The 16,644-nt window shown below is 77.4% G+C and carries 15 protein-coding genes and 1 riboswitch; of the genes, 6 read left to right on the top strand and 9 right to left on the bottom strand.

Annotation, left to right across the window (positions count from 1 at the left end; all coding sequences use genetic code 11):
- Positions 1-30: 30 nt before the first annotated feature.
- Together ACI782_RS03965 and ACI782_RS03960 are read left to right on the top strand one after the other, a co-directional pair.
- On the top strand, positions 31-1,728 hold the full coding sequence (locus ACI782_RS03965; protein WP_456906313.1) for an ABC transporter: 1,698 nt from the start codon (positions 31-33) through the stop codon (positions 1,726-1,728).
- Positions 1,725-3,317, top strand: coding sequence for a GTPase (locus tag ACI782_RS03960; protein WP_456906311.1), 1,593 nt, complete (start codon positions 1,725-1,727; stop codon positions 3,315-3,317). The genes ACI782_RS03965 and ACI782_RS03960 overlap by 4 nt, the downstream gene beginning before the upstream one ends.
- Before the next feature lie 127 nt (positions 3,318-3,444).
- Here the strand turns inward: ACI782_RS03960 and ACI782_RS03955 are convergent, their stop codons facing one another.
- On the bottom strand, positions 3,445-3,942 hold the full coding sequence (locus ACI782_RS03955) for an ATP-binding protein (RefSeq protein ID WP_456906309.1): 498 nt from the start codon (positions 3,940-3,942) through the stop codon (positions 3,445-3,447).
- 154 nt (positions 3,943-4,096) lie between these two features.
- Between ACI782_RS03955 and ACI782_RS03950 the strand changes: the two genes are divergently transcribed.
- On the top strand, positions 4,097-4,825 hold the full coding sequence (locus tag ACI782_RS03950; RefSeq protein WP_456906307.1) for an ANTAR domain-containing protein: 729 nt from the start codon (positions 4,097-4,099) through the stop codon (positions 4,823-4,825).
- Here the strand turns inward: ACI782_RS03950 and ACI782_RS03945 are convergent.
- Positions 4,788-5,741, bottom strand: coding sequence for a nucleoside hydrolase (locus ACI782_RS03945; RefSeq protein WP_456906305.1), 954 nt, complete (start codon positions 5,739-5,741; stop codon positions 4,788-4,790). The genes ACI782_RS03950 and ACI782_RS03945 overlap by 38 nt on opposite strands.
- A 306-nt stretch (positions 5,742-6,047) precedes the next feature.
- Between ACI782_RS03945 and ACI782_RS03940 the strand changes: the two genes are divergently transcribed.
- Together ACI782_RS03940 and ACI782_RS03935 are read left to right on the top strand one after the other, a co-directional pair.
- Complete coding sequence (locus ACI782_RS03940) at positions 6,048-6,785, top strand: hypothetical protein (RefSeq protein WP_456906303.1); 738 nt, start codon at positions 6,048-6,050, stop codon at positions 6,783-6,785.
- Positions 6,786-7,640: 855 nt separating this feature from the next.
- Positions 7,641-9,686, top strand: a complete 2,046-nt coding sequence (locus ACI782_RS03935; RefSeq protein ID WP_456906301.1) for a SpoIIE family protein phosphatase — start codon at positions 7,641-7,643, stop codon at positions 9,684-9,686.
- 86 nt (positions 9,687-9,772) lie between these two features.
- On the opposite strand, the gene ACI782_RS03930 is transcribed toward ACI782_RS03935, so the two are convergent.
- The 7 genes from ACI782_RS03930 to ACI782_RS03900 form a co-directional block, all read right to left on the bottom strand.
- The gene (locus ACI782_RS03930; RefSeq protein ID WP_456906299.1) at positions 9,773-10,201 is read right to left on the bottom strand and encodes an ATP-binding protein; all 429 of its coding nucleotides are present in this window, start codon (positions 10,199-10,201) and stop codon (positions 9,773-9,775) included.
- A gap of 118 nt (positions 10,202-10,319) precedes the next feature.
- Positions 10,320-10,853 carry a DUF1697 domain-containing protein gene (locus tag ACI782_RS03925; protein ID WP_456906297.1) on the bottom strand — a complete coding sequence of 178 codons (534 nt, stop codon included), beginning with the start codon at positions 10,851-10,853 and terminating at the stop codon, positions 10,320-10,322.
- Between the two features lie 45 nt (positions 10,854-10,898).
- The gene (locus ACI782_RS03920) at positions 10,899-11,672 is read right to left on the bottom strand and encodes an energy-coupling factor transporter transmembrane component T family protein (protein WP_456906295.1); all 774 of its coding nucleotides are present in this window, start codon (positions 11,670-11,672) and stop codon (positions 10,899-10,901) included.
- A complete protein-coding gene (locus tag ACI782_RS03915) occupies positions 11,669-13,000 on the bottom strand; it encodes an ABC transporter ATP-binding protein (protein WP_456906778.1) in 1,332 nt (443 codons plus the stop codon). The genes ACI782_RS03920 and ACI782_RS03915 overlap by 4 nt, the downstream gene beginning before the upstream one ends.
- Positions 13,001-13,092: 92 nt before the next feature.
- On the bottom strand, positions 13,093-13,707 hold the full coding sequence (locus tag ACI782_RS03910) for an ECF transporter S component (RefSeq protein ID WP_456906293.1): 615 nt from the start codon (positions 13,705-13,707) through the stop codon (positions 13,093-13,095).
- Positions 13,704-13,807: riboswitch (TPP riboswitch) on the bottom strand. It overlaps the preceding gene by 4 nt.
- 55 nt (positions 13,808-13,862) lie before the next feature.
- Complete coding sequence (locus tag ACI782_RS03905) at positions 13,863-15,155, bottom strand: Nramp family divalent metal transporter (protein WP_456906291.1); 1,293 nt, start codon at positions 15,153-15,155, stop codon at positions 13,863-13,865.
- A gap of 97 nt (positions 15,156-15,252) precedes the next feature.
- Positions 15,253-15,990, bottom strand: a complete 738-nt coding sequence (locus tag ACI782_RS03900) for a Mut7-C RNAse domain-containing protein (RefSeq protein ID WP_456906289.1) — start codon at positions 15,988-15,990, stop codon at positions 15,253-15,255.
- A gap of 96 nt (positions 15,991-16,086) precedes the next feature.
- On the opposite strand from ACI782_RS03900, the gene ACI782_RS03895 reads away from it, so the two are divergent.
- Positions 16,087-16,599: a VOC family protein gene (locus tag ACI782_RS03895; protein WP_456906287.1), complete on the top strand. Its 513-nt coding sequence runs from the start codon at positions 16,087-16,089 to the stop codon at positions 16,597-16,599.
- The last annotated feature ends 45 nt before the right edge of the window (positions 16,600-16,644 follow it).

Raw genomic sequence — 16,644 nt, 5'->3', positions numbered from 1 at the left:
GGACGGCGGTGGCGGGGCAGTCCCCTGGACGTGACCCTCCCCGCCCGCCTGCCCGAGGCCCTGGTCGCCCTCCGGGACGCCGTCGCGGCCGCTCCGCTCGGGCTGGCCACCCCCGGGAGCGAGCCGGCCCGCCGGGCCGCCCGCGGTGTGGTGGAGCAGGTCGACGACTACCTCCTGCCGCGCCTGCGCGACCTCGACGCCCCGCTGCTCACCGTGGTGGGCGGCTCCACCGGCGCGGGGAAGTCGACCCTGGTCAACAGCCTGGTCGGCGCGCCGGTGACCACCGCGGGCGTGCTCCGGCCCACCACGCGCGCCCCGGTGCTGGTCTGCGCCCGCGCCGACCTGCCCGCCTTCGAGGGGGACCGCGTCCTCCCCGGCCTGGCCCGGGTCACCGGCGCGGCCGGGGGCTCCGGAACGCTGCAGCTCGTCGCTCGGGACGACGTCCCGCCCGGGCTCGCCCTGCTCGACGCGCCGGACGTCGACTCGGTGGTGGAGTCCAACCGCGAGCTCGCCGCCCAGCTCCTGGCCGCCGCCGACCTGTGGGTCTTCGTCACCACCGCCGCCCGCTACGCCGACGCCGTCCCCTGGGACGTGCTGCGGACCGCCCAGGAGCGCGGCACCGCGCTGGCCGTGGTGCTGGACCGGGTGCCGGTCGGTGCCGCGGGCGAGATCGCCCCCGACCTCGCCGGGATGCTCGAGCGCGCCGGCCTCTCGGGGGTCCGGCTGTTCGTCGTCGAGGAGCGGCCGCTGGTCGACGGCCGGCTCCCCGAGGACCAGGTCGCCCCGCTGCGGCAGTGGCTGCACGGGCTCGCCGTCGACCAGGAGCAGCGGGCGGCGGTCGTCCGGCAGACCCTCACCGGCGCGCTGGCCAGCCTGGAGGAGCGGGTGGCCGGCATCGCCGCGGCCGTCGACGAGCAGGCCGACGCCGCCACCGCGCTGCGCGCCGCCGCGGCCGCCGCGTACACGGCCGCGGGGGACGGCGTCGAGGAGGGCGTGCGCAGCGGCAGCCTGCTGCGCGGGGAGGTGCTCGCCCGATGGCAGGAGTTCGTCGGCACGGGGGAGTGGATGCGCTCGCTGCAGAGCTCGATCGGCCGGCTGCGCGACCGGGTCACCGCCGCGCTGACCGGGCGCCCGACCCCGGCCGAGGACCTCACCGGCGCCCTGGAGTCCAGCGTGGAGACGCTGCTGCGGGCCGAGGCCGACCGCGCCGCCGAGCGGACGGTCACCGCCTGGCGGGCGCTGCCGGGCGGCCCGGCGCTCCTGGCCGCGAGCGACGAGGACCTCGAGCGGGTCTCCGAGGACTTCCCCGAGGCCGCCGCCGCGCAGGTCCGCGACTGGCAGGGGTACGTGCTCGACCTGGTCCGCGAGGAGGGCGCCGGCAAGCGCACCCGCGCCCGCGTCCTCTCCTGGGGGGTCAACGGCGCGGGCGCGGTCGTCATGGTCGCGGTCTTCGCGCAGACCGGCGGGCTGACCGGGGGCGAGGTCGCCGTCGCGGGCGGGACGACGGCGCTCGGCCAGCGGCTGCTGGAGGCCGTGTTCGGCGACGCCGCCGTCCGGGACCTGGCCGCCCGGGCGCGGGAGGACCTGCAGGCCCGCGCGGACTCCCTGCTCCGCTACGAGCAGGGCCGGTTCGACGACCTGGTGGACGCCGTCGGCCCGGCGCCGGACGACGCCGCCGGGCTGCGCGCCGCCGCCGCCACCCTCGGCGCCGCCCGGAGCGGCCGGTGAGGCGCGGGACGCCGCCGCTGGCCGACCGGCTGGCGGCCCTCCGGGAGGCCGTCGAGGTGGCCGAGGGCCGGCTGGGGGTGGGCAGGGAGGCCAGCCTGGTGGGGCGGGCCCGCGCGCTGCTGGCCAAGGCCGGCGCCCGCGAGGCGCTCGGCGACGCGACCGTCGTGGCGCTGGCCGGGGCGACCGGCAGCGGCAAGTCCACCCTGTTCAACGCGCTCTCCGGAGCGGAGGTGAGCACGCCGGGCATCCGCCGGCCGACGACCGGGGTCGCACACGCCACCGTCTGGGGCGAGGACGGCGCCGACCGGCTGCTGGACTGGCTGGAGGTGCCCCGCCGGCACCGGCACGCGGCCGAGCCCACGCTCGACGGCCTGGTCCTGCTCGACCTGCCCGACCACGACAGCGTCAAGCTCGAGCACCGGCTGGAGGTCGACCGGCTGGTGCAGTTGGTCGACGTGCTGGTGTGGGTGCTCGACCCGGAGAAGTACGCCGACGCCGCCGTCCACGAGCGCTACCTCGTGCCGCTGGCCGGGCACGCCGGCGTGCTGCTCGTCGTCCTCAACCAGGTCGACCGGCTCGACCCCGCGTCGGCGCGGGCCTGCCTGGAGGACCTGCGGGCCCTGCTGGACCGGGAGGGGCTGGCGGCGACCCCACTGCTGGCGGTGTCGGCGCGCACCGGCACCGGCGTCGGCGAGCTGCGAGCCGAGCTCGCCCGGCGGGTGTCGGCCCGGAGGGCGGCCACCGACCGGCTCCGGGCCGACGTCGGCGAGGTGGCGGGCGCCCTGTCGACCCAGTGCGGCGACCCCGGCCCCGGGGTGGGCCGGCGGGAGCGCGAGCAGCTGACCGCCGCGCTGGCCGATGCCGCCGGGGTGCCGACCGTCGCCGCCGCCGTCGAGCGCTCCGTGCGCCGCGACGGGACCGCGACCACCGGCTGGCCCGTCGTCCGGTGGACCCGCAAGCTGCGCGCCGACCCCCTGGAGCGGCTGCACCTCGGGGACGAGGGCAGCCGGACGTCGCTGCCGCAGGCCGGTGCCGTGCAGCAGGCGGGCGTGACGCGGGCGGTGCGGGAGGCCCGCGAGGCCGCCGGCGAGGGCCTGCCCCAGGCCTGGCGGGACGACCTGCGGCGCACCGTCGAGGCTTCCGAGCAGGTGCTCGCCGACCGGCTCGACCGCGCCGTCGCCGGCACCGACCTGGGCCCGCAGCGCACGCCGCTGTGGCAGCGCGGGGTCGGGGGCCTGCAGTGGTTGCTCACCCTCGTGGCGCTGGCCGGCGCGCTGTGGCTGCTGGGCCTGGTCGTCCTGGGTCTGCTCCAGCTCGACGACGTCGTCCCGCTGCCCCGCGTGGAGGGGCTGCCCCTCCCGACGCTCCTGCTGGTCGGGGGGCTGCTCGCCGGGGCGCTGCTGGCACTGGTGGCGCGGCCGTTCGTGCGGCTGCGGGCCCGGCGGAGGGCGCGGCGGGCCGAGCAGCGGCTGCGCGCCGCGGTGGACGTGGTGGCGCAGGAGGAGGTGCTGGGGCCCATGGCGGAGGTGCGCGAGGACCACGACCGGTTCTGCGCCGCGGTCACGCGTGCTGGCCGCGACAAGGCCTGAGGTGCGTCGCCCTGCGGGGCACGGGGGAGGAGCGGGGGCCGGAGGCTCCCCGACGAGTTCGTGGGTTCGGCTCAGCGCAGGTCGGGGACGACAGTGTCACCGCGGTGTCGTCCGGAGGGCGACGACGTCATTCTCGGGGGACCTCCGGGGCCCGCGGCTCGGGCAGCCACTCCTGGGCGGTCTCCAGCGGCTCGCGGCCGTTGGGGAGGCGGGCCCACACGTGCTTGCGCCCGGGCCGCTGTTCCCAGCCGTACTCGGTGGACAGCTGGGCGACCAGGTGCAGGCCCATACCGCCCAGCGCGGGGTCGCGGTCGACGGCGGGGACCGGGGGCCGGTCCGGGGCCTCGTCGCTGAGGTCGAGCAGCCAGCCGTCCGTGCCGGCGACCACCAGGGCCCGGACGGCGCCGCCCCCGTGCCGCAGGGCGTTGGAGGCCAGCTCCTCGAACACGAGCAGCAGGCCGTCGCGGGCGTCCTCGGTGGAGGAGGAGCAGACCGAGGGGTGGGCGATGCGGGCGCGCAGGTCGGCGCGGACCCGGGAGACGACGTGCATCGTGTCCAGCGCCCAGTGCCAGACGTCGCCGGGCAGGGAGGGGACCGCAGTGTGCGGCCACGGCTCCTGCCCCATCGCGACCTCCTCGCCGAACTGAGCGGACCAGCGGCCCGTCGGCGCCCAGTCCGAGACCCATCCTGACCGAAAGGTCCGAGTCCTGCAGCGGCGGGTGCGGGTGCGGACGAGACACGGGTCCTCAGGAGCGGGCGGGCACGGCAGACTGGCGCCCGTGGAGGAGTTGCTGCGCGACCTGACTCGGGTGGTGCTCGCCGACCGGAGCCTCGCCGACGTCCTGGGCGAGATCACCGAGCTGGCCAACCGCGCCATCCCGGGTGCGGAGTCGACCTCCATCACCCTCGTCCGCGGGGACAAGGCGTTCACCGCCGCGCACCACGGCGAGATGGCCCTGGCCGCCGACGAGATGCAGTACGAGCGCGGGTACGGCCCGTGCATGGACGCCGGACGCGGCGGGGTCGTGCTGCGGGTCGACGACATGCGCGACGAGCAGCGGTGGCCGGACTACACCGCACGCGTCATCGAGGTCGGCGTCCACAGCTCGCTGTCCGTACCGCTGCCGTACCAGGGCACCGTGATCGGCGCGCTCAACGTGTACTCCACGAAGCCGGCGGCCTTCGCCGCGCCGGAGTCGGAGGCGGTCGGCACGTCGGTGGCCGAGGCCATCGCCGTCGCCGTGGCCAACGCCGACGCCCACGAGCGGCTCGCCGACCAGACCCGCAACATGCGGCTGGCGATGGAGTCGCGGGCGGTGATCGAGCAGGCCAAGGGGGTGCTCATGGCCCAGCGCCGGGTCGACGCCGACCAGGCGTTCGAGATCCTCCGCGACGCCTCGCAGCGCTACAACCGCAAGCTGCGGGAGATCGCCGCGGGCATCGTGGAGTCGACGCAGGGCGGTGGCCCGGTCAGCGGGCGCCCCGGCTCAGCGCCTCCAGCCGGCTGACCAGGAACTCCACCGCGGCCGCGGTGTCCACCGTCTCGGCCACCTCGACGGCGGCGGGGGAGTCCGACACCCGGCGGCGGTCGACCAGCGTCTGGCCGCGGCCGGCGCCCAGGGTGGTGTCGACGACGACGTCCCGCCGGACGGTGCCCAGCGTGCCGGGCGCGATCGCCTCGGTCAGCGCGAGCGCGTCGTGCACGACGACGCCGGTCGTCCCGTACCGGGTGCGGGCGTGGTCCACGTACTGCTGGAGCACCGCGGCCGCCGTCGCCCCGATCGGGCCGGCTGCGGCGAACCGGGCGATGCCGTCGTCGTCCAGCACCGTCGGGAGGGTGACGTCGAGCCCGACCAGCACGGTGGGCACCGCCGAGCCCAGCACCCGCTGTGCGGCCTCCGGGTCGGCCCAGACGTTGAACTCCGCGGCCGCGGTGACGTTGCCGCCCCGGCCGGCCGAGCCGCCCATGAGCACCAGCCGGCCGATGCGGTCGGCGGCCTCCGGATAGGTGGCCAGCAGCAGGGCGATGTTCGTCCACGGGCCGATCGCGGCCACGGTCACCGGCTTCTCCGAGGTCAGCAGCAGCTCGGCCAGGGCCACCACGGCGGGCCGCGGGTCGACGGCGGCCGGCGACGGCGGCAGCTCCACGCCGCCCAGCCCGGTACCGCCGTGCACGTGCCCGGCCCGCTCGGGTTGGCGGTAGACCAGGGAGTCACGGGCCCCCGCGGCGACCCGGACGTCGGACCGACCGGCCAGGTGCAGCACGCGCAGCGCGTTCTCGGTCGTCTGCGTCAGCTCGACGTTGCCGTGCACCGTGGTCACCAGCCGCAGGTCCACCTCGGGACTGGCCAGCGCCAGCAGGATCGCCAGCGCGTCGTCGATGCCCGGGTCGGTGTCGATCACCAGGGGGGTGCGGTCGGCCACCGGGCCATCGTGTCAGCGGCCCGGGCGAGGCGTCGCTCCCCCTCCGACACGCCGGCGCGCCGGGGTGTGTCCCCGGGTGACCGAGGCCCTCACCAGGGCCTCCCACGCTCGGGACCGCACGGCTTGTCGACAAGGCAGCGGTGCGGACGAGGGGTCGCCGACCGCCCGGACGGGCCGCTGCAACGGTTCGGTCACGCGCCCTCCGGGACGTGTCCCGAACGGCCGTCCGCGCGGGCCGCCGTCCCTACCTTTCTCCTTGTCCGCGGCACCTTCCCCAGCCGCGGCGACTACCTGCAGGAGGACGTCATGGCGGTGGACCGGGCACCCGTGACCCGCGCGTCCCACGTGGCGGACGACCTGACCCTCAGCGGCCTGCTCGACGTGCTCGAGCGCGCCGAGGAGCTGCCCCTGCGGCGGCCCCGGCCGGGACGGGCGGCGGTGCTGCGCCCGGGTGCCGTCCGGCGGCCGGTCCGCGGCCTCCCGGCCGCCCGGCCGGTGCCGGTGCCGCGGCCCCGCCCGGTCGCGCCGGCGTCCGCCGCGCCGGCGCCCTCCGCCGCGGCCGCGCCGTCCAGCGGGCCCGCCGCCGGATCCGCCCGGCCCGCTCCCGTCGAGCCGCCGCGGCCGACCCTGCGCGCCCGGCTGCGCGCGCTCGTCCGGCGGCTCGCCCTGTGGGGTGCCGGACCCGGCGGCGCCCACCTCGCGTGGGGCCGCCCGGTCCCCCCGGCGCCCCGCCCCGACGGCCCGGTGGTGCTCACCGAGCTGCCGAACACCCCCACGATCCAGCCCGTGGCGCCTTCCCCCGCTGCGGCGCTCCGTCCGGCCGGGCCCCCCCGGCCGGCCCCGGCCCGGGCTCCCCGGCCGGTCGCCCCGCCCCGCGTCCCGGTGGTCGCCCCGCTCGCCCGGCAGGTGCCGGCACCGCGGCCCACCCCCACCCCGGGATCCGCGCCGGCCGGGCACCGCCGAGGTACGCCCCGGGCCTCCGGTCCGGCCCGCGCGCGGGGCGACCCGCGTCCACCGCCCGCCCGGGGATCGCCGTCCGGCTGATCCCGGCGCGACCACGGCCCTCGCCGCGGACGCCGTCCACCGCACCCCCGCCAGCCCGCCGGCTGCCGGTCACCGCCTTCCCCTCCGGTGACCGCGACCGTCGCCTCGGCACCGTCTCGCTCCTCCTGGCCGACCTCGCACCGCCCCTGGCCGTCCCCTCCTGCGGTGGCACCCGCCGCCCCAGTCGTCCCGCACCACCGGTACTCGCCTCGACCTCCCGCCGACTGCGCCCCGACGCAGCGCGCGGACCCTCCAGGGAGGCGCAGACCGCTGGTCGGCCGGCTGCCGGCACCGGGCCACCGCTCCGGAGAGGGACCAGGTCACCGCCGGCACCCGCGCCCCCGGGTCCGACCGGCACGACCTCGCCGGGTGCCGTCGCGGGACGCGCCGCCGGGTTCCTCCCGGCGCGGCCGGAGTCGACGCCGGAGACCGGCCGGGCCGCACGGAGCCGACGCGCTCGACGGGCAGGGAACGCTGGACGCCCGCACGCAGGACGTGACCCTCGTGCCGGCGGACGACGACCCGTCCGCCTCCCCGCCCGAACGGCGGGCGCCCCACCGGACCGGGGCGCCCGCCGTTCGGCTCTTCCACGGCCGGGCCGTAACCGGCCGGGTACCCGCTCGTTGCCCAGCGTGGAGGAACGCTCCACGACGCGATCGCCCGGCGATCGCTCCGGGTCCCGCCTGCCCTGCCCCCGGGGCGGGGCTCGACCGGGATGTCGATCACGCCACACCGAGTGGCCGGGAGGCGGCGGTCGTGAGACAAAGGACTGTCGGCCGTCTCCCCACTGGTGCCGGCGAAGCCGCGGCCGTGCCGCGTCAGCCCCGGCCCCCTGGAATGCGAGTGAGTCGAGACGTGAGCGCGGACCGGCCGCGTCCGGCCGTCGGGATGCCCGACCCCGAGCTCGCCCGCCTGCGCTTCGACCTCGCGATCGACGCCGCCGGGATCGGCAGCTTCGACTGGGACCTCGTCACCGGCCACCTGACCTGGGACGACCGGCTGCTGGCGATCTTCGGCTACGACCGCGCGTCGTTCGACGAGACCATCGACGCCTTCGCCGCCCGCGTCCACCCGGACGACCGGGACCGGACCATGGCAGCCCTGCAGGGCGCCATCGACGACTGCGGCGACTACGACGCCGAGTTCCGGGTCGTGCTCCCCTCCGGGCAGACCCGCTGGGTGCAGGGCCGCGGCCGCGCGCTCGTCGACACCCACGGGGTCGCCGTCCGCCTGCTGGGGGCCGGCTACGACACCACCGACCGCCGGCAGGCCGACGCCCGCGTGGCCCGGGTGCTCGAGTCGATGAACGCCGCCTTCTTCGCCCTGGACCGGGAGTGGCGGTTCTCCTACGTCAACGCCGAGGCCGAGCGGGTGCTGGGCCGTTCCCGGGGGGAGCTGCTCGGCGGGGACATCTGGGAGCTGTACCCGCACGCCGTGGGCAGCGAGTTCGAGGTCCACTACCGGGGGGCGGCGGCCGCCGGCGAGGAGCGGGTCTTCGAGGCCTACTACCCGGCGCCGCTGGACGCCTGGTACGAGGTGCGGGCGTGGGGCGGCCCCGACGGCGTGTCGGTGTACTTCCTCGACGTCAGCGAGCGCCGGGCGGCGGAGGAGCGCGCCCGCGCCGGCGCGGCCCGCCTGGCGGTGATCGCCGAGGTCAGCGCGGTGACGGCCGGGACGCTGACCGCCGGGGAGGGCGTGGAGACCGCGCTGCAGCGGCTGGCCGAGGCGGTCGTGCCGGTGCTGGGTGACTGGGCGATCGTCAGCCTCGCGGGCGAGGACGGGCGGATGCGGGACGTCGGCTCCTGGCACCGCGACCCCGCCCTCCGGCCCACGGTGGAGCGCTACGCAGGCCTCCGGCTGGCCGCCATCCGGCCCGACGCGCCGGTCATGCGCGCGCTGGCCTCGGGCCGGACGCTGACCGTGGACGACGTGGGCGCGACCGTCGGCAGGACGCTGGACGGCGCGGCGGCCGACGTCTTCTGGCAGCTCGCGCCGCGGACGGCGGTGACCCTGCCGCTGTCCGCCCGCGGGCGCACGCTCGGCGCGCTGAGCGTCTACCGGTCCGCGGACCGGCCGAAGCCCGACGCCGACGACGTCGCGGCCGCCCAGGAGGTCGCCTCCCGGATGGCGCTGGCCGTGGACAACGCCCGCCTCTACGAGCAGCAGCGCAGCCTCGCCGAGGGCCTGCAGCGCAGCCTGCTCACCGAGCCCCCGGCGCCGGACTCGGCGGAGATCGTGGTGCGGTACCTGCCCGCCGTCGAGGTCGCCGAGGTGGGCGGCGACTGGTACGACGCCTTCCTGCAGCCGGGCGGGTCCGCGGTGCTGGTCATCGGGGACGTCGTCGGCCACGACACCGCGGCCGCAGCCGCCATGGGGCAGCTGCGCGGGATGCTGCGCGGCATCGCCCACCGGCCCGACGTCGGCCCGGCCGGCGTGCTCACCGACCTCGACGCCGCGATCCACGGGCTGGGCATGCGCACGATGGCGACCGCCGCCGTCGCGCGGGTCGAGCAGTCCCCCGAGCAGCGCGCCGCGGGCCTGACCACCCTGCGCTGGTCGAACGCCGGGCACCCGCCGCCACTGCTGCTGCACGCCGAAGGCCGGGTCGAGGAGCTGGCCGGGCGGCGTCCGGAGCTCATGCTGGGGGTCGACCCGGCCACCCGGCGCAGCGAGCAGACGGTGACGTTCCGCCGCGGGGCCACCGTGCTGCTCTACACCGACGGCCTGGTGGAGGGGCGCGACCTCCCGCTGGACGACGGCATCGCCCGGCTGCGCGGTGCCCTCGGCGAGCTGGGCAGCCTGCCCCTCGAGAGGTTCTGCGACGCGGTCATCGAGCGCCTGCGGCCGGAGGGCCTGCAGGACGACATCGCGCTGGTCGCCATCCGCCTGCACCCCCAGTAGAAGGACCCCGTCCTCCTCACCGCTCGCAAGCTCGTGGCGAGCCTCTGAACGGGGCCGACCGCGAACCGGCCTGGACAGGGCCGTTCTCAGGAGGCGAGCACGGCCCAGACGTGCTTGGTGCCGGCGGACACGTACCAGCCGTGGTCGGTGGCCAGCTCGGCGATGAGGTACAGGCCGAGGCCGCCCTCGCTGGGGTCGCGGCCCACCGCGGGGGTCGGGGGCGTGGCCGCGGCGCTGTCGGAGACCTCGATCAACCAGCCGGACCCGGTCGGGCGCAGCGCCGCCGCCACGTGGCCGCCGCCGTGCCGCAGCGCGTTGGACGCCATCTCGTCGAGGGCGAGCACCAGCCTGTCCCGCAGGTCGACCGCGACCGGGTTGGCGGCACCGAGGTGCCGGCGCAGGTCTGCCCGCACCCGCGGCAGCTCGGCGACGTCGGTGAGCTCCCACTGCAGTCCGCCATGGGCCGCCGGGGGGGTGGCCGACGGCCAGACCGGCCCGGCCGTCTCCCGTGTCACGCCGCTGGTCCCCTCACGTGCTCGTCGCCCGGAGGCGCGCCTCGCTGCGGCCCGCGGGCGAGCCGAACACCTGCGTATGGCTCCCCGGGATGCTCGCTAAACCTGACTGTTGCAGGAGTCACACGGCGCCCAGCTCGGCCAGCTTCCGGACGGTGTTCCAGTTCCGCGAGGTCCCGGGCACGCCGAGCAACGCGTCCCACCGCCAGGACGCCAGCGGTGTGTTCGCGATCCCGTCGGGCAGCCAGAGGAGCAGCTCGCGGCCGGTGACCCGGTACTCGCCGCGGTCGGCCGGGGGCAGCGCGGCCACCCGGTCCGGGTCGGGTGGCCGGGGCAGGAAGGTGACGAGGTAGCGCGCGGGGTCCGTGGCGACGGCGCCGAGCGGGTCGGCGGCCACCAGGTCGGCGACCTCGCTCCCGGTCCGGACGACGACCGGGACCTCGAAGCCGAACCGCTCACGCAGCGCCGCTTCGACGTCCGCGGCGAGCTCGTCGGCGGGCAGCGGGCTGTCGAGGACGACGTTGCCGCTGCGCAGGTGGGTCCGGACGCCCTCGTGCCCGCGGGCGGTCAGGGCCTCCCGCAGCTCGGCCATCCCCATCTGCCGGGCCCGCCCCAGGTTGATGCCACGCAGCAGCACCACGTAGCGCGTCGACACGGGCGGCACGGTAGCGCCCCGGACCGGGCGGTCGTGGGACCCGGGTCAGCCGCCGGAGAGGACCGGGTCCCAGGCGCCGGTGGCCAGGCTCAGCGCCACGGCGAGTGCGCACACGGCCACCGTGCCGGCGACGAACCAGCCGTCGCGGGCGCGCAGCACCGAGCCGCGGGCGTTGGTCCGGGGGACGTCGGAGTCGAAGCCGCGGGCGTCCATCGCCGCCGCCAGCCGGGTGCCGCGGCGGATGGCGGCCACCAGCAGGGCGAAGGCCGTGCTCACGACCAGCCGCGCCGCGGCCACCGGGCTCACCCCGGCGTCGACACCTCGGGCCCGCCGGGCCAGCCGGATGGTCTCCCACTCCGCCGCCAGCAGCGGCACCAGGCGCAGCGCGGCCAGGGCGCCGTAGGCGAACCGCGCCGGCACGCGCCAGTGCACCGTGAGCGCGTCGGCCAGCCGGACCGGGTCGGTGGCGGCCACCAACAGGATCCCGGGCAGCGCCAGCGCGGTGACCCGCAGAGCCCAGGTGGCGCCGCTGAGCCAGGCCTGCGCGCCGTCCAGTGCCCCGAAGGCGACGTTGACCCAGGCGACGCCGGCCGCACTGAGCAGCAGCGGCCAGGTCCGGCGCAGGACCTCCCGCGGGGTGGTCAGCCCGGCGGCCGGCAGCAGCGACAGCTCGGCGGCGAGCACCACCGCCGAGGTCACGAGGTCGCCGCTCACCAGCAGCACTCCGGTGAGGACGGCGATGGCGCCGAGCTGGGCGACCGGGTTCACCGCCGACAGCGGCACCGGGCGCACCGGTCCGAGGGCGAGCGGCGCGGTCACGGGACCGCCACCGGGGTGCCGAGGCTCAGCACGTCGTCGGCCAGCGCGGCGACGACGTCCGCGTCGTGGGTCACCAGGCACACGGCTCGGTCGCCGTCCTGCTGCTCGGCCAGCAGCGCCACCAGCTCCGACCAGGTGTCGCGGTCCTGGCCGAAGGTGGGCTCGTCGAGCACCAGGACCGGCGGGCGGGTGGCCAGCGCCGTGGCGACCGACAGCCGCCGCTGCTGCCCGCCGGAGAGGGTGAACGGGTTGGCGTCGGCCAGCGGCGCCAGGCCGAGCCGCTCGAGCAGCACGTCGGCGCGCCGGTGGGCCGCCCCGTGTCCGGCGCCGGCGCGCCGGGGGCCCAGGGACAGCTCGTCGCGCACCCGCCCGGTGAGGAACTGGTGCTCGGGGTGCTGGAACACGGTGCCGACCCGCTCGACCAGCTCGGCGGCCCGCCAGCGGGACGGCGGCCGGTCCGGTCGCCGCAGCCCCGCGGTCAGGCCCGGTCCGGCGGTGACCCGGCCGGTCGTGGGCGCGCGCAGGCCGGCCAGCAGCAGCGCCAGGGTGGACTTGCCGGTGCCGTTGGGGCCGGTGACCGCCAGGGTGCGCCCCGCCCGCAGGACGGCGTCGGTCGGCGGCAGCGCCGGCGTGGGCGAGCCCCGGTGGGTGAACCCGGCCGCCTCCGCGGCGAGCAGCACCGGCCCGGCGGGGGAGCTGCGCCGGTCGGGGAACCGCAGCGGCGCCGGTGCCCACCCGGGGGCCTGCTCGGCGATCCCGCCGCCCGGCAGCAGCTCGACGACCCGGTCGACCTGCGGCAGCCAGGCCGCGGCGTCGTGGTCGACGACGACGAGCGTGGCGCTGCGGTCGGCGACCGCCCGGGCCACCGCCCCCCGGACCAGCTCGGCGCCGGCCGGGTCCAGCTGGGCGGTCGGCTCGTCCAGGAGCAGCAGGCCGGGCCGCGGGGCGAGCGCGCCGGCCAGCACCAGCCGCTGCTTCTGCCCGCCGGACAGCGCGCCCGTCGGCCGGTCCCGGCCGAGGTCGAACCCGACCGCGGCCAGGGCGGCGTCCACTGCCGGCCCGATCGCGGCCGGAGGGGTGCCGGCGTTCTCCAGCCCGAAGGCGACGTCGTCCCCGGCGCGGGTCATGACCAGCTGCGAGTCGGGGTCCTGGAAGACCATGCCGACGCGCTGCCGCCCCCGGTCGGGCGGCTCGCCGTCGACGGTCAGCTCGCCGACGGCGTCCCCGCTCTCCGGCTCCAGCAGCCCGCCCAGCGCCCGCAGCAGGGTGGACTTGCCCGACCCGGAGGCGCCGGTGAGCAGCACCCGCTCGCCGGGGGCGACGGTCAGGTCGACGTCCCGGACCGCCCACCCCCGCCGGGTGGCGTGCCGGAAGCCCCACCCGGCCAGCCGGACGGCGGCCGGGGAACCACCGGTCAGCGTCAGACCCGGGTGCGGCCGGACGCGAACGCCGAGAGGGCGCCGCTGGCGGCGAGCGCGCGGGTCAGCGCCGTGCCGCCGACGCCGGCGATGACGGCGGTGCTGGCCACGACGAGCGCCACGTAGGTCGTCTTCCAGCCCGCAGTCCAGTCCGGGTAGTAGTAGAGGAGGTCGAGGACGGCGGCCATCGCACCGGCCAGGGCCGCGGACAGCAGCGCCTGCGGCCACCCGAACCGGCGGTACCGGAACGCGGCGAAGCCCGCCTCACCGGCCAGGCCCTGCAGCAGGCCGTAGACGATCGTCGTCGTCCCCCAGGCCGAGCCGAGCAGCGCGGAGACGATCGCGGCGACCAGCTCGGCGAACAGGCCGGCGCCGGGCTTGCGGACGACCAGCGGGGCGAGCACGGCCGGGACCAGCCAGACGCCGTACATGAGGGCCTGCCCGGGCGGGAAGGCGGCGAACGCCGTCCCGGTGCCCGCCCACAGCATGCCCCAGGCCCAGAAGACGACGCCGAAGGCGACGCCCAGGACGGCGGTGACGACGATGTCGACGGTGCGCCAGCGCGAACGCGCCCCGGTGGGCGCAGCCGACGACGGACGGACGGCCTGGTCGGCCATGACTTCCTCCAGACTCCCTGCGCCGGCATGACCCGGATCAGGTTCGAGGGTCTGCGGGATCCCGCACTCTCAGCGCCGAAGCGCTCCCCTGCTGTGTGTTCGGTTGTGGTGCCAGCCTAGCCCGTCTGCCGGCCCGTGATCGCCGCGCGGCCCCCTCAGCCGAGGACGAAGCCCAGCAGCAGATGGGCGTTGAGGCCGATGATCAGCGCGGCGACGACCGCGCCGGCGACCGTGGTGACCGGGCGGTTGACCCAGGAGCCCATGACCGAGCGGCGGGCGGTCAGCCACAGCAGCGGCACCAGGGCGAAGGGGATGCCGAAGGAGAGCACCACCTGCGACCAGACCAGCGCGGTGGTCGGGTCGCCGCCGAGCAGCAGCACGGCCAGGGCCGGGGCCAGGGTGATCAGCCGGCGGGCGAGCACCGGGACGTGCCGACGCAGGAAACCGGCCATGACCACCTGGCCGGCGTGGGTGCCGACGGACGAGGAGGCGAACCCGGAGGCGAGCAGCGCGACGGCGAAGGCCAGCGCGGCGCCGGTGCCCAGCTGGTCGCCCAGCCCGGCGTGCACGCTCTCCAGCGAGGCGATGCCGTCGTCGGCGGTGAACAGCTGCGCGGCGATCACCAGCATGGCGGCGTTGACCAGCCCGGCCAGCCCCATGGCCACCAGGACGTCGACCCGCTGGGCCCGCAGCAGCCGGCGTCGTCCGCTCGCGGTGCGCCCGGCGGTGACCACGTCGCCGTAGCGGCCCGGGGTGAGCGCGGAGTGCACGTAGATGACGTGCGGCATGACGGTGGCGCCGAGGATCCCGGTGGCCAGCAGCAGGCTCTCCGAACCGGCGAACGAGGGCACCAGGCCCCCGGCGACGCCGCCGGCGTCCACGCCCGAGCCCAGCAGCGTGTAGCCGAAGCCCAGGCCGATCACCAGCAGCAGGCCGGCGATCACCCGCTCGAACGGCCGGTGCCCGCGGGACTGCGCGGCCAGCAGCACGAACGCCACCACCGCCGTGATGACCCCGCCGACCGGCAGCGGCACGCCGAAGAGCAGGTTCAGCGCCACCGCGCCGCCGACGATCTCGGCCAGGTCGGTGGCGATGGCGACCGCCTCGGCCTGCAGCCACAACCCCCGCGTCACCGGCCGGGGCAGCTGCTCGCGGCACAGGGTGGCGAGGTCCCGGCCGGTGGCCAGCCCGAGCTTGGCGGTCAGCGACTGGATGAGCATCGCCATGAGGTTGGCCGCGACGATCACCCACAGCAGCGTGTAGCCGAACGATGCGCCGCCGGAGAAGTTGGTCGCGAAGTTGCCCGGGTCGACGTAGGCCACCGCGGCGACGAACGCCGGGCCCAGCAGCGGCCAGATCCGCCGCCGTCCGGACGCCGTCGGTGCCGGTCTCGGCGCGCCGACGAGCGTGGTCGGCAGGACGGCGGCCTCGGTCTTCGACAGGTACACGGCGGCCTCGCAGGGGCGGAGCGGGTGGGTGGGCGCTCCTGTCTGTGCCCGCCGGGGGTGACACGTGCGGGCCAGCCCGTGGCCCCGGCGGGCCGACCTAGCGGGTCGCGGTCCGGACCAGGGCGTCGATGCGGCGGGCGTGGGCGCCGCGCCAGTAGACCCGGTCACAGGAAGGGCAGCGGGAGAACTCGTCGTAGGTCCGCCGGGTGCCGTCCGGCAGCCGGTCGGCGACGTCGGCCTTGGCAACCGGCTGCAGCCGGGCGCCGCAGGCGGTGCAGCGGGTCAGCGGTGCGAGCGGGGGAGCGAACCGGTCGAGGACGTCGGCGAGCTGGTCGTCGGGCCGGGCGCCCCGGACCAGGGCGGCTCGTCCGCTCCCCGCCCGCCCGAGCGCCCGCCGCATGAGCAGGCCGCGGTCCTGGGTGAGCAGGGCGCGCTGCTCGGCGGTCGCGCGGGCCACGAGGTCGGCGTCGTCGGCGTCGTTGGACCACGCGGCGTCCAGGCCGAGCAGCCGCAGCCGGCGGGCCAGCGCGCCCAGCCCGACGTCCAGCAGGAAGCCGCCGGGCGGCAGCGACTGCGGCCGGGGCGCCTCCGAGAGCTCCACGGTGCTGCCCGGGCGCGTCCGGTCGGAGGCGCCGGCGGGGGCACCGTCGACCCGGAGGTCCCCGACCTCGGTCAGCGGCACCCCGGCGGCCTGCACGAGGTGGCCGACGGTGGCGTCCGGGTCGAACTGCACCCGCCGGATCCCCCGGTGCCGGTCCCGTCCCGGCAGCAGGAAGCGCAGCGGCGCCGGGACGACGACGTCCACCGGGGAGGGCGTCCCGGCGGTGCCTGCCACGGCGGAGGCGTACCCGATCGGGCCGGAGCAATGCTTGAAGTCTCAAGCAAGTCGGCGCACACTGGGTGCAGCCCACCCGGGAGACAGGAGCTCGCCATGCCCGTCCAGCGCCTCAACCACGCCGTCCTGTACGTCCGCGACGTCGCTCGCAGCCATGCGTTCTACCGCGACGTCCTGGGCTTCCGCGTGAAGACGGAGATCCCCGGTGCCGCGGTGTTCCTGCAGGCCGAGGGGTCGACCAACGACCACGACCTCGGCCTGTTCCAGATCGGCGCGGGCGCGGGCGCCTCCGAGGCCGGCCGCCGCACCGTCGGCCTCTACCACCTGGCCTGGGAGGTCGACACCCTCGCCGAGCTCGCCCGCATCCGCGATGCGCTGGTGCAGGCCGGGGCGCTGGTCGGGATGTCCGACCACGTGACCACCAAGGCCCTCTACGCACAGGACCCGGACGGCCTGGAGTTCGAGGTGTCCTGGCTGCTGCCGGCCGAGCTCATCACCCCCGAGCTCACCGAGGGGGCCGCGATGACCTCGCCGCTGGACCTCGACAGGGAGATCGCCCGCTACGGCGCGCACACGCGGGGCGGCGTCGGCGTCTCCGTCCCCGCCTGAGAGAGGATCCCCTGCCCCCGGGGGCCTCGGCGCGGGGCGGGCCGT

Source organism: Geodermatophilus sp. SYSU D00703, assembly GCF_054050155.1.
Note: the sequence above shows the minus strand (reverse complement) of the source record. Positions and strands in the feature narration are given on the sequence as shown.